Source organism: Aliterella sp. E5.1, assembly GCF_057473825.1.
Genome location: NZ_JBYCCV010000035.1, coordinates 24,729 through 37,782 on the forward strand (window position 1 = coordinate 24,729; position 13,054 = coordinate 37,782).

The 13,054-nt window shown below is 43.3% G+C and carries 7 protein-coding genes, 1 tRNA gene, 2 pseudogenes and 2 CRISPR repeat arrays; of the genes and pseudogenes, 2 read left to right on the plus strand and 8 right to left on the minus strand.

Annotated features, from left to right (window positions below):
* Positions 1–18 precede the first annotated feature (18 nt).
* Complete coding sequence (locus AC2VE5_RS13305; RefSeq protein ID WP_486888228.1) at positions 19–1,725, plus strand: restriction endonuclease subunit S; 1,707 nt, start codon at positions 19–21, stop codon at positions 1,723–1,725.
* A gap of 49 nt (positions 1,726–1,774) precedes the next feature.
* Here AC2VE5_RS13305 and AC2VE5_RS13310 read toward each other — a convergent pair whose 3' ends face one another.
* On the minus strand, positions 1,775–2,233 hold the full coding sequence (locus AC2VE5_RS13310) for a MerR family transcriptional regulator (RefSeq protein ID WP_486888229.1): 459 nt from the start codon (positions 2,231–2,233) through the stop codon (positions 1,775–1,777).
* A gap of 83 nt (positions 2,234–2,316) precedes the next feature.
* Here AC2VE5_RS13310 and cas12k point away from each other — a divergent pair, with 83 nt between their 5' ends.
* A complete protein-coding gene (cas12k, locus tag AC2VE5_RS13315; protein ID WP_486888230.1) occupies positions 2,317–4,236 on the plus strand; it encodes a type V CRISPR-associated protein Cas12k in 1,920 nt (639 codons plus the stop codon).
* A 447-nt stretch (positions 4,237–4,683) separates the two neighbouring features.
* A CRISPR array of direct repeats spans positions 4,684–5,482; the repeat unit is 37 nt; unit sequence GTCGCAACAACCCTCCAGGTACTAGGTGGGTTGAAAG.
* Positions 5,483–5,590: 108 nt separating this feature from the next.
* Positions 5,591–6,634: direct repeats of the CRISPR family, unit length 37 nt; unit sequence GTCGCAACAACCCTCCAGGTACTAGGTGGGTTGAAAG.
* A gap of 187 nt (positions 6,635–6,821) precedes the next feature.
* Here the strand turns inward: cas12k and AC2VE5_RS13320 are convergent.
* The 7 genes and pseudogenes from AC2VE5_RS13320 to AC2VE5_RS13350 form a co-directional block, all read right to left on the minus strand.
* A tRNA-Val gene (locus AC2VE5_RS13320) sits at positions 6,822–6,895 on the minus strand.
* Between the two features lie 90 nt (positions 6,896–6,985).
* Positions 6,986–8,478 (minus strand): annotated as a pseudogene (locus AC2VE5_RS13325) (alanine/glycine:cation symporter family protein).
* Between the two features lie 318 nt (positions 8,479–8,796).
* On the minus strand, positions 8,797–9,348 hold the full coding sequence (locus AC2VE5_RS13330) for a PadR family transcriptional regulator (RefSeq protein ID WP_486888231.1): 552 nt from the start codon (positions 9,346–9,348) through the stop codon (positions 8,797–8,799).
* A 146-nt stretch (positions 9,349–9,494) separates the two neighbouring features.
* Positions 9,495–10,289, minus strand: coding sequence for a ChaB family protein (locus tag AC2VE5_RS13335; protein WP_486888232.1), 795 nt, complete (start codon positions 10,287–10,289; stop codon positions 9,495–9,497).
* Positions 10,290–10,399: 110 nt separating this feature from the next.
* Positions 10,400–10,573 carry a hypothetical protein gene (locus AC2VE5_RS13340; protein WP_486888233.1) on the minus strand — a complete coding sequence of 58 codons (174 nt, stop codon included), beginning with the start codon at positions 10,571–10,573 and terminating at the stop codon, positions 10,400–10,402.
* 349 nt (positions 10,574–10,922) lie between these two features.
* Complete coding sequence (locus AC2VE5_RS13345) at positions 10,923–11,393, minus strand: universal stress protein (protein WP_486888234.1); 471 nt, start codon at positions 11,391–11,393, stop codon at positions 10,923–10,925.
* Positions 11,394–11,506: 113 nt separating this feature from the next.
* Positions 11,507–12,902: pseudogene (locus AC2VE5_RS13350) on the minus strand (sugar porter family MFS transporter).
* Positions 12,903–13,054 lie beyond the last annotated feature (152 nt).

A 13,054-nucleotide genomic window follows, 5' to 3' on the forward strand; every position in this document is an offset into this window, starting at 1 on the left:
AATTTGTAAAAGACCGAAATGAGTAAACAAACTGACGCTGTAATACTTTTAAAAAAATATTTTGATGTGGCTTTTGCTGCACCTGATGGGATTAAGAAGCTGCGCGAGCTAATTTTGTCTTTGGCGATGCAGGGTAAGTTAGTACCACAAGATCCTAACGATCAGCCTGCTAGTGAGTTGTTGAAAGAAATTGAGACTGAGAAAAATAGGTTGGTGAAGGATGGGAAGATTAAAAAGTCTAAGCCTTTGCCAGAGATTAAGTCTGATGAGGTTCCGTATGATTTGCCGAACGGTTGGGAATGGGTAAGATTAGGTGATATTGCTAATTACAACGGAAGAATAAATATTCATCCTGAAGAAATTTCACCTGATACTTGGCTATTAGATTTAGAGGATATTGAAAAAGACACATCAAGAATCATATATAGAGCTAAATATTCTGAACGACAATCTAAATCTACTAAATCAACTTTTCAAAAATGTGATGTTCTTTATGGCAAGCTACGACCATATTTAAACAAGGTAGTTGTAGCTGATAACGATGGAGTATGTACGACAGAAATAGTCCCTATCGTACCTTTAGGAGATATTGATCCTCATTTTCTAAAGTGGGTCTTAAAAAGATCTGCATTTCTAAACTATGTAAATACTCTTATGTATGGCGTAAAGATGCCAAGACTGGGAACCGAACAAGCAGTAATGAGTATTCATCCCCTCCCTCCTCTTTCTGAACAACACCGCATTGTTGCCAAAATTGATGAATTGATGGCGCGATGTGATGAACTGGAAAAACTGCGGGGCGATCGCGATCGCAAACAAATCACCGTCCACACTGCCGCCCTCAATCGCCTACTTATGGCAAAGGAGCAAAGCAACTTTAACACCGCATGGCAATTCATCACGCAACACTTCGGCGAACTCTATTCAGTTAAAGAGAATGTATCAGAGTTACGCAAAGCGATCCTGCAACTCGCCGTCATGGGTAAATTAGTACCGCAAGATCCAAGCGATCAGCCTGCTAGTGAATTGTTGAAGGCGATCAAGGCAGAGAAGCAAAGACTGGTCAAGAAAAAGAAAATTAAGTCTCAAAAAGAACTACCAGAATTTAACTCAATACAAGTACCTTATCAACTTCCTGCTAGCTGGGAATGGTGCTATCTGGATGATCTTTGCACTTTAATAACAGATGGTACACACCATACTCCGACATATACTGAAAGTGAAGTACCATTCCTTTCTGTAAAAGACATAAGTTCAGGAGAAATTAATTTTTCTACAACTAGATTTATATCAGAAGAAGAACATGAGGCACTTATAAAACGATGCCACCCTGAAATAGGAGATGTACTTCTTACTAAGGTTGGAACCACTGGAATTGCTGTAACAATCAACACAAATAGAAAATTTAGTATTTTTGTAAGCGTTGCACTACTCAAGCTAGTGAAAAATTCTATAGATGTCAATTACGTTACTAAGCTTATAAACTCACCATTGGTAAAAAAATATTCATCTGATGGAACTGAAGGCGTAGGAAATAAAAATCTAGTTTTAAGAAAAATTAAAGCATTTCTAGTTCCCCTCCCACCTCTAGCCGAACAACATCGCATCGTTGCCAAAATCGATCAACTCATGGCTCTTTGCGACAACTTAGAAAAGCAAATTGATAACGCTAATAGCAAACAGACAAACCTACTCAACGCCGTGATGACGAATATCGGTTCATAACTTGAATCAGCAACGCCGTAGAACTGTACTTTAAGTCATCTCTACAAAATTAAACTATGCGATCACCTGCGGTAGCAAAACTGCTGAGATTGTCGCGTAAACGTTGATGAATGCGATCGCCCCAAAACGGCACGACAGCCAAACCCTGATTAATCGTTTCCAACGCCAAATTACTGTCAAAATCGACCAAACGCCGCCGCTTTAAATCCAATAACAGCATAAACCGCGACCTCTGCCCTTCTAAGACAGACGGCTGGAACATCCACGACTCACTAGCTTTAAGAGTTTCCAATACTTCCCGGCAAACCTCAAAACTCAACCCTATAGACAGCAAATATTCCATCACTGTCAGCGCTAACAAATCCGTTGGCGAATAATATACATTTCGACCCTTGCCACTAGGGTTAACCGTTGGTACAACTACCCCTTTCTCTCGCCAATACTGTAATTGCCGCCGAGTGCATCCGGTAATTTGCGCTGCATCTGTACTTGTGTAGAAATCATCCATAGATTTTCATAATACCCAACTACGATGCAAAATAACTCAGCCCTTTTTAAACACATAATGTTTTCTTATGATATTATATTTTTATGAGTCAGATAACTATTGAGTGCCGCTTAATTGCCAAAGAAGCCAGCCGCCAAGAACTATGGCGGTTAATGGCTGAATTGAATACACCCCTAATTAACGAATTGCTTCAGCAGCTTAGTAAACATCCAGATTTCGAGAAATGGCGAAAAAATGGCAAACTACCGTCAACTGTTGTTAACCAACTTTGCCAACCCCTGAAAACTGACCCTAGCTTTACAGGTCAGCCCAGCCGTTTGTATCAATCAGCAATTCATGTTGTAGATTACATCTACAAATCTTGGCTAGCTATACAGAAACGGCTACAGCAGCAGCTAGATGGCAAGATACGCTGGATGGAAATGCTCAACAGCGATGTCGAATTAGTAGAAATTAGCAGTTGTAGCTTAGACGAAATTCGTACCAAAGCTGCTGAGATTTTGGCAATAGCTACGCCAGAATTTGACGTAGCTGCTCCTTTGACTAAAAGAGGAAAGATTAAAAAATCCCAAAAATCATCCGCTTCCAATCCTGACCGTAGCTTATTGAATAAATTATTTGACGCTTACCAAGAAACGGACGACATACTCAGCCGTAGCGCCATCAGTTATCTGCTGAAAAATGGCTGCAAACTTAATGACAAAGAAGAAGACCCCGAAGAATTTGCTAAACGCCGCCGTAAGGTTGAAATCCAAATTCAACGGCTAACAGACAAGCTAACAAGTCGAATTCCCAAGGGTCGAGATTTAGCCAATGCTAAATGGTTGGAGACACTCTTCACTGCTACAACGACCGTTCCTGAAGATAATGCTGAAGCTAAACGCTGGCAGGATATTCTGTTAACCCGCCCAAGTTCTGTTCCTTTTCCTGTGGTTTTTGAGACGAACGAAGACCTAGTTTGGTCAAAAAATGAAAAAGGTAGACTGTGCGTTCACTTCAATGGCTTAAGGGATTTAACTTTTGAAGTGTACTGCGATAGTCGTCAACTGCACTGGTTTAAACGCTTTTTAGAAGATAAACAAACTAAACGCAAAAGCAAAGATCAGTATTCAAGTGCTTTATTCACCCTCAGAAATGGTCGTCTAGCTTGGCAAGAAAGTGAGGGTAAAGGCGAACCTTGGAATCTTCACCACCTGACTCTCTATTGCTGTGTTGACAATCGCCTGTGGACAGAGGAGGGTACAGAACAAGTTCGCCAGGAAAAAGCTGATGAGATTACCAGATTCATTACCAAGATGAAGGAGAAAAGTGACCTCAGCGAAACACAGCAAGCTTTTATTCAACGTAAAGAATCAACGCTAACTCGAATTAACAATTCCTTTGAGCGTCCTAGTAAACTGCTTTACCAAGGTCAATCACACATTTTAGTAGGTGTCAGCCTGGGTCTAGAAAAACCTGCAACTGTTGCTGTAGTGGATGCGATCGCCAACAAAGTCTTGGCTTACCGCAGTATCCGCCAGTTACTTGGGGAAAATTACGAACTCCTAAATCGCCAAAGACGACAACAGCGAGCGTTATCCCACGAGCGCCACAAGGCACAAAAAAGCTTCTCTCCTAATCAATTTGGTACATCTGAGTTAGGGGAGTATGTAGACAGACTATTGGCTAAAGAAATTATTGTGATCGCACAAACGTACAAAGCTGGCAGCATCGTTTTGCCTAAGCTAGGGGATATGCGAGAGATTCTCCAAAGTGAAATCCAAGCCATAGCCGAAGCAAAATGTCCTGGCTCCGTAGAAGTTCAGCAAAAATACGCCAAACAGTATCGAGTTAACGTACATTCCTGGAGCTACGGCAGATTAATTCAAAGCATTCAAAGTAAAGCCGCTCAGATAGGAATCATGATTGAAGCGGGAAAACAACCTATTCGCGGCAGTCCCAATGAAAAAGCAAAAGAATTAGCCTTTTCTGCTTACCATCTCCGCCTAGCTAGGCGAAGTTGACAAATATCTGAACCTTGATAATAAAATAATAAATAGCGCCGCAGTTCATGCTGCTTGCAGCCTCTGAACTGTGTTAAATGAGGGTTAGTTTGACTGTAGCAATACAGTCTTGCTTTCTGACCCTAGTAGCTGCTCACCCTGATGCTGCTGTCTTTATGACAGGATAGGTGCGCTCCCAGCAATAAGGGCGCGGATGTACTGCTGTAGTGGCTACTGAATCACCCCCGACCAAGGGGGAACCCTCCCCAATTCTTCCTTTGAAGAACTAACGTTGGGGCAAAATTTCTCAGATAACCGCGCAAGTTCCAAATAGCTTGTCCAGTCTGGCTTTTATCGTTATTTCATCAAGAAGTGATTTTGAAGGCTGAGGCTCAGATAGTAAATTGAGGGACATCCGCGCTTGTGACAGCTAGAAACATTGCCTCACAATATTTTAAGCTTGGTGGTGTCGCAACAACCCTCCAGGTACTAGGTGGGTTGAAAGATTTAGTGGGATTGATAAACAGGGGAGGTCTCGTCATGTCGCAACAACCCTCCAGGTACTAGGTGGGTTGAAAGACTAATCGCGGCGCTAACTATATCGCTGTGTTCCCCTAAGTCGCAACAACCCTCCAGGTACTAGGTGGGTTGAAAGATTTTGAGCAGCCCTTTTGCCATTTTCGCCAACGCCGTCCTAACTTGTCGCAACAACCCTCCAGGTACTAGGTGGGTTGAAAGGTTGTGGTTTGTGTCATCCTTCTAGACGTGCCAGCAAGTCGCAACAACCCTCCAGGTACTAGGTGGGTTGAAAGTCTTTCTTCGTTTGCCTACTGCTGCCTCGTGTGCTTCACCTGCACCATGTCGCAACAACCCTCCAGGTACTAGGTGGGTTGAAAGGCTAGTCATGCTCATCATCATCTGGCTAGCCCTGTCGCAACAACCCTCCAGGTACTAGGTGGGTTGAAAGCTGACTTTACCTAAGAACTTCAATATCAAGAACACTACGTCGCAACAACCCTCCAGGTACTAGGTGGGTTGAAAGAAAGTATTTGCGCACTTCAACCAATATTCCATTACTTAGTCGCAACAACCCTCCAGGTACTAGGTGGGTTGAAAGTTCATTCTTAGTTGGCTGATGCTCCGGGATATTAGGTCGCAACAACCCTCCAGGTACTAGGTGGGTTGAAAGAATTTCTTTCTTGCGCGACAAGGTGTTTCATTTCCACTATGTCGCAACAACCCTCCAGGTACTAGGTGGGTTGAAAGATGCCTATTATTTTTCCTGATTCAGGAGCATAAGCTTGGCACTATGCCGATCGTGAAAGGTGGGTTGAAAGATGCCTATTATTTTTCCTGATTCAGTTAATCTTGCTGGGTCGCAACAACCCTCCAGGTACTAGGTGGGTTGAAAGAAAGGTAAAGCTTTGCTCCTAGCCAAAAAGAGATCGGTCGCAACAACCCTCCAGGTACTAGGTGGGTTGAAAGAATTTCATAATCATCCATTACAAAAACGGTACTAGGTCGCAACAACCCTCCAGGTACTAGGTGGGTTGAAAGGCTCTTCCTGGCTCAAGCTATCCCATGCTTTTGTCGCAACAACCCTCCAGGTACTAGGTGGGTTGAAAGCCGGGTTCTCTTGGGGAAAACTTTTTCCCTCTACCTGTCGCAACAACCCTCCAGGTACTAGGTGGGTTGAAAGATAAAAATCTAAATTCTCGTTTGTAACATCAACGGTCGCAACAACCCTCCAGGTACTAGGTGGGTTGAAAGTCTCGCCAATTACTCGCGCCGCCTAGGAAGGTAGGTCGCAACAACCCTCCAGGTACTAGGTGGGTTGAAAGAGTAGCGATAACGTTACCGACTCAATCGCAACGGCAGTCGCAACAACCCTCCAGGTACTAGGTGGGTTGAAAGGGGTGGATAGAAGCTGAATTATTGCCAGATTCGTGCGTCGCAACAACCCTCCAGGTACTAGGTGGGTTGAAAGTTAGCATCTGGGAATATCAAGGAACTGAAACACGTCGCAACAACCCTCCAGGTACTAGGTGGGTTGAAAGCATTTGTTTGGTGTAGGTCATTACTACCCTTCGAGGGTCGCAACAACCCTCCAGGTACTAGGTGGGTTGAAAGACGATTTAAACTGGCTTAACAATGTTTAAGCGTGAGTCGCAACAACCCTCCAGGTACTAGGTGGGTTGAAAGGCAATCTGCCATCTCTGCACTTGAAGGTGACAGTTAGTCGCAACAACCCTCCAGGTACTAGGTGGGTTGAAAGTAGAGCCAGAGCAGGCGATCTCCTTGCCGATGCTGTCGCAACAACCCTCCAGGTACTAGGTGGGTTGAAAGGGCATCAACAAACGCTGAAGTTGGCATAGTACTTAAGTCGCAACAACCCTCCAGGTACTAGGTGGGTTATCATAAGTTGTATTAGGGGGTTGAAAGAGAGCGCTACGTTGACACTATGGTTATAGTCTCTGTAAATAAATGACATTAATCTGTCACTGGCGCTTAAAAGATATTAATTTGTCCCGACAACAGTTAATTAGTCACAACGACATTAATCTGTCACAGATGACAAACAATTAGTCACTGTACAACTGGAGGTATGGACGTACCCCGACTCGAACGGGGGACCTCTACGATGTCAACGTAGCGCTCTAACCAACTGAGCTATACGTCCAAGAATCTCTAAACATAACATATGTTTAGGTAAAAAAGAAAGCACCACTCAAAAGTGGCGATCGCTATTTAATTGGCTTGGTTAACTTATTTACCGATATACTGGCATTTTATTAGCTTGTAAGCGCTGCATATAGTCTTCTAAAGCTGCGGCAACTTTTCCCGATAGCAGAAAACAACCTAATAGATTAGGAAAAGCCATGCTTAAGATCATCATGTCACCGAAATTAAGCACAGATTTCAAGTTTACTACCGCGCCTACAAATACACCAACCACAAACAGCACCTGAAAAACCCTCAACGTATGTTCGCCAAACAAATAAGCCCAAGCTCGCTCTCCATAATAGCCCCAGGAAATAATTGTCGAAAAGGCAAACAAAAATACAGCTAAAGATAACAAGAAAGGAAACCAAGAGATCCCAGTAGAAAAGCTGCAAAAGTCATCCCAATCCCGTCGAACTGGGAATTTCTATATACCCCTATAATTACGATTACCAATGCTGTAATATTGCTTACTACTACAGTGTCAATAAACGGTTCAAGTAGGGCAACAATCCCCTCACGGATGGGTTCTTCAGTCCGGGCTGCTGAGTGAGCAATAGGTGCAGAACCGACACCCGCTTCGTTGTCAAAAGCTGCCCTTCTTACCCCTTGTACTAGCACGCCCACAAAACCGCCACCGATGGCTGCTGGGGCAAAAGCTTCTCGAATAATTGTGGCGATCGCCGCAGGAATTTCAGTAAAATTGCCTAAAATAATCCATATTGCTGCGATAAAGTAAATAATAAAACACATTGTAGGGATAAGAATCTCCGCTACAGATCAAATACGGCGGATACCGCCAATAATTACTATCCCAACTAAGCAAGCAAGAATAAGACCGTAAAGCCAGCTACGTTCTTGAAACCATGGAAACACTTGGGCAACACCTACAAAAGATTGATTTGCCTGAAACATATTGCCGCCACCAAAAGCCCCGCCAATACAGAAAACAGCAAACATTCCAGCCAATATTTTACCCAATGGGCGCAAGCCTTTCTCAGCCAAACCGCGTGATAGGTAGTGCATAAGACCACCGCAGAGTGAACCATCTGGTCGATTAATTCTATACATCTGGGCTAGAGTGCATTCAGCAAATTTGCTTGACATCTCTAGAAACCCCACAAGTGTCATCTAGAATACAACACCAGGACCTCCTAGCTGAATAGCGATCGCAACTCCAGCAATATTTCCTAGTCCTACTGTTGCCGAAAGTGCTGCTGATAGTGCTTGGAAATGGCTCACTTCACCGGGTTTATTTGGATTATCATATTGTCCTTGCACGACATTAATGGCGTGAGGAAAGGCACGAATATTGACAAATTTCATTCGCAATGTGAAAAAAACTGCCCCTAATAGTAGCCACAATACTACTAGAGGCATCCCGCCAATACTCAGAAAAATAACTTTTTCTAATGCTGATACAATTGTTGTAGATATCCCATCAATTCCACTTATAAAGCTCGTTGGGGCAGTATTTTGAGCGGCTAGGGCTGTTGCTGGTACGCTCGTAAATAAAGCAAATAATAGCCAAAAGTATTTCATATCTTTATTGCTAAGGTTTTTTTAAATAGAATTTTATTAGCAACAATACTGTTCAAAGTGAGATACTTTAAGGCTGGTTTAAAAAATCTTCTATTAAGACTACTCCCGTTGATAGAGAAGTTTTTTAAGGTCAAATTGTTTAGGCTTGAAATGTAGAGACAAGATTATTACTTAACCAAAATAGTCTCAATAAGCCTGATTAATCCCAATAGCAAAATATAACCCGGACGGTAATCCCTGCCCCACCTATACCAAAGCGCATAGGTGAGGAATTTTTGCTACAGACCATTAAACTTGCTGCCACAAGTCTCTATTAGATTATTCTTCGGCAAGAATGGTGTAAATTTCTCGTTTGGCACGGTTTAATATTTCTCGTACTCGGCTAGAGCGGTCTGCATCATTGCTACGCGCTGCTTGCATAACGGCGGCACTCAATTCTGTAATTGCCTCTTTCAATTCATGCAATTGCTGAGATCTTTCACCTCTACCAGCCATCTCAACAGGCGTATCTCGCCCAGCAAGTAATTCTCTACCACTATCTGTAATTGTATAAACACGCTTACCTTCAAGTTGTTCGCTAGTAAGATAGCCACCTTCTTCAAGTAACTGGAGGGTGGGGTAAACCGAGCCTGGACTGGGGCGATAAAAGCCACTATAACGACTCTCTAATTCTTTGATGAGTTGATAGCCGTATCTGGGTTCTTCAGCGAGTAAAGTCAGCAAAATATATTTTATATCTCCGCGAGGAGTCCGTTGCTCATCTCCCCAACCCCGCCTAGAACGCGGACTTTTGCCCGATTTTCCTCTGCAACTCGATCCCTCGTGTCCTGATGCAAAAAAGGCAGGATAGCTATATGCAATGCCAAACATCACAGTTCCTCGTCAGCAATTTAAGTTGTTGTTTTAATTTTACGATATATCGTGATATATCGACAACTCAAATTTGGCGAACAAAAATTGTCTTAAAAAAACCGCCAAAATTTGATTTTGGCGGCTCAAAGCTCTTTAGTAGATATTTAAACGCTCATAGTAGACTTTGACCATACACCATGCTCATCTTGAGCAAATTGTTCGCGCACCACATCCCAAGCGTGATGTTCGGCTTTGGCTTCGTCACCGGAATTTGATAGCTCGGCATTGTAATTGGCGACAAATGCTCGTTGGGCATCTTCAGAAAGATGAGAGCGAATTTCTGGCGATAAATGGCTGGGGTCTTCAATTTGACCAGAACGACCGCGAGGCAGGGCTGTTTCGTTGGTATGGACTTCTTCACCACCAGCGCTTTCTAGTAATAGTTGAATTTCACCAGATTTATCCGCAGGTACTTCTACGGCTACGAGGAAATCTCCCGCCTCAATTCGAGTTTGGTAGATCGCAGCTTTTTCTTCGGGCATTCCGAGAGTTACTAAAGCAGATACTAAGCCTGCGCCAGCACTGCCAGCTAATGCACCACTAGCTGCACCTAGTAAAGCGGCTCCTAATGGACCTGCGGCTACTAACGTACCGACAAAAGGTACAAACAACACCCCTACACCTGTGAGCAAGGCTAAAGCTGAACCAAACAAAGAGCCAAAGATTGCGCCTTGTCTTAGCCCGCCCAAAATTACATCTTTTTTGGTGAGAAAACCAGCAATTTTAGTTTCTGAATGAAAGTTTTTGCCTACGACAGAAATATCATCGCGGGAAATTCCGCGATCGATTAGGCGGCGAACTACGCTGTCGATTTGTTCGTGTTCTTTAAATATTGCCGATACAGTACGTTCTGCTATAGAGACAGTTGACTGAGTGGAGGTAGGATCTGTAGCGGTCATTTAGTTCTCCTTGAACATTTTTCTAATTGCTCTTACTTATTGGAGAATATCAAGGCGCTAGTCGCCCGCCTTCACCCATAGGGTTGATTAGTTGGTTTTCTGGGGTTTCTCTAAAATCTTTGCCATTTGTCTTGGACAATACCAAAAATTCCTGTAGCGATCGCACTTAATATGAGTAACCACAGGATTCCACCGGGTATAAAGCTCAGTATACCAAAGCCTCTAAGCACCCAAATAACTACGGTAACGCCGAGAATAATGCCAACTATTTGAATATTTTTCAAGTTTCACCTCTATAACTACTTATATTCCTAGCTGAGTACAAAAAATCTTATTAAAGAATGTAACAATTATGATTATTGCCCAAACAAACTATTTTCAATTATGGACGACAAAAATTATTCCTGGAAAGGTAGCCCTAACGCCGGACTTGTACTCACAATTTTGGCATTACTTGGGGCTGTTGCTGTATTTACCGTTGGTTTTGCTGGATAAATCTTAGATTCAGAAAAACCCCCCAAATAGCAAAATCTCGCTCTAAGACAGCGAGATTTTGCAAAAATAGATATCACACCAGGCGATCGCACTTATTGGCACTATAGAAAGGCGATTAAACTCTTTGGCTCTAAAGCGTTACTGCACAATGAGGATAGAACAATGAGCATGATGCAGAACATAATTACTCACACTGCCTAAAATCAACTTGCTTATGCCAGAGTGACCCCGATGCCCGATGACGATGGTATCAGCTTCCCAAGTATGGGCAAAGTCACAAATAGTTTTACCAGGACTACCAGGATGTTGAGTAAATTCGGCTTTTACTCCTGCTTGAGTTGCTTCCTCTTGACGGGATTTTAGTAACTCCAAACATTGCTTGGCAAAAACATCCCATTCCTCTCGATAGTTTTCAATGATTTTGTCACCTCCGGCGTAGCCTAAACCAGAAAATATTATGGGCAGATAGGGGCTACCCTGTTCTTCACTAGAAAGCACGTGTAGCAGCATGAGGTGCGCCCCCGTTGCCTTTGCTAGTACCATTGCTCGATTAAATACGCGATCGCTAGCTTCGGATGTATCTATTGCAACGAGAATTTTATTAAACATATTTACTTCCTCTCAATAGGTTTAGGGAGTAAGTGATGTTACTTAAACAGAGATTTGGGCTGTTTTAAACTATTTCCTTAATTAGTTAGGCAACACCACTATGAGAAAACTGATTACATATCCTCTAACTCAATGCCTTTAGTTTCCTTCAGCAAAAAGAGGACAAAAAAGAACGAGATAGCGGCGGAAATTGTATATAAACCGTAGGCAGAACCTAAGCCGAAATATTGCAGCAGGGGAGGAAAAGAAGTAGAGATGATGAAATTAGCCACCCATTGCACAGAAGCAGCGATCGCCAAAGCTGCGGCTCTAAGTTTATTATTGAACATTTCTCCTAGCATTACCCAGGCCACAGGACCCCAGGAAAAACCAAAGCAAAATACATAGAGGTTAGCAGCAATTAGCGCTGTAACTCCCGCCGAACCAGTCAATGTTGGGTTGCCAGAGGCATCGAGGGCGGCATTAGCAAAAATAGAGGTTAGACCTAAAGTTAGTGTCATGCCCAGAGAACCTAGGAGCAGCAAGGGCTTACGACCGAATTTATCTACAAAAGCGATCGCAACTAAGGTAGTAATAATATTTACTGCCCCAGTAATGACTGTAATCCAGAGGGAGTCTTGCTCAGAAAAACCCACTGCCTGCCATAAAACGCTGCTGTAATAGAAAATTACGTTGATTCCGACAAATTGCTGGAATACCGATAAGCCAATTCCCAGGCATACAATCGGCAAAAGTCCGCCACTTCTGCTTAAGAGATCGGAAAAGCTAGGTTCGCGCTCTCTCATTACGGTTTGTCTAATTTCATTGATTTTTTCTAAGACATTGCCCCCAATAATTTTGGTGAGGACTTTAGCCGCTTCTTTCTCCCGATTTTGGGCAACTAGGTAGCGTGGTGACTCAGGAATCATCAACGCTGACATTCCATAAAGTACGGCAGGAGGAATTTCTGTCCAAAACATCCAGCGCCAAGCAGCAACTCCAAATAAAAACGGCGCTTCTGCCGAACCTGCGGACACGGCAATAAAGTAGTCGCATAACAGGGCAATAAAAATTCCGACAACAATTGCTAGTTGCTGTAAAGAACCGAGTCTTCCGCGCAAATTAGCAGGAGAACATTCGGCAATATAAGCAGGCGCAATCACACTAGCCGCGCCCACGGCAACGCCACCCAACACCCGCCAAAAGATAAAATCCCAAATAGTAAAAGCAAACCCAGAACCAATAGCGCTGATAGTAAACAAAACCGCCGCTACTACCATTGCTTTGACGCGCCCATAACGGTCGGCGATCTTTCCGGCATAGAAGGCTCCCAGCGCCGAACCCAACAATGCTAAAGACACGGCAAGTCCAGTTAAAACGCTGTTTGGCACCAAAAGATTTAGATAAAGCGGCAACAGCGCCGTTAATGACGGCAGTATCAAAACCAAATAAGAAGCCACCGAGGGCAGCAGCGCCAGCAATTAAGATGACGTAGAAAGTGTTTGATTTACGACGAGTAGTAATAGTCATAATTTCAGAAATTTATTCAAAGCTTTTTAACGGATTTCGCGGAATTCCCCTTCCTCGCCGCAGGCAGGGAGGGGATGGATAGCGGGAGACTCTTAGTCTCCAATTAGTCTTGACTTTCACTTCTAGGTATGAGATTATACATATACCCAAAG

What these genes read in the sequence shown, in the direction of transcription:
- AC2VE5_RS13305 (WP_486888228.1), top strand. Translation starts at nt 19, where the DNA reads ATGAGTAAACAAACTGACGCTGTAATACTTTTAAAAAAATATTTTGAT.
- AC2VE5_RS13345 (WP_486888234.1), bottom strand. Translation starts at nt 11,393, where the DNA reads ATGTTTAATAAAATTCTCGTTGCAATAGATACATCCGAAGCTAGCGAT.
- AC2VE5_RS13310 (WP_486888229.1), bottom strand. Translation starts at nt 2,233, where the DNA reads ATGGATGATTTCTACACAAGTACAGATGCAGCGCAAATTACCGGATGC.
- cas12k (WP_486888230.1), top strand. Translation starts at nt 2,317, where the DNA reads ATGAGTCAGATAACTATTGAGTGCCGCTTAATTGCCAAAGAAGCCAGC.
- AC2VE5_RS13330 (WP_486888231.1), bottom strand. Translation starts at nt 9,348, where the DNA reads ATGTTTGGCATTGCATATAGCTATCCTGCCTTTTTTGCATCAGGACAC.
- AC2VE5_RS13335 (WP_486888232.1), bottom strand. Translation starts at nt 10,289, where the DNA reads ATGACCGCTACAGATCCTACCTCCACTCAGTCAACTGTCTCTATAGCA.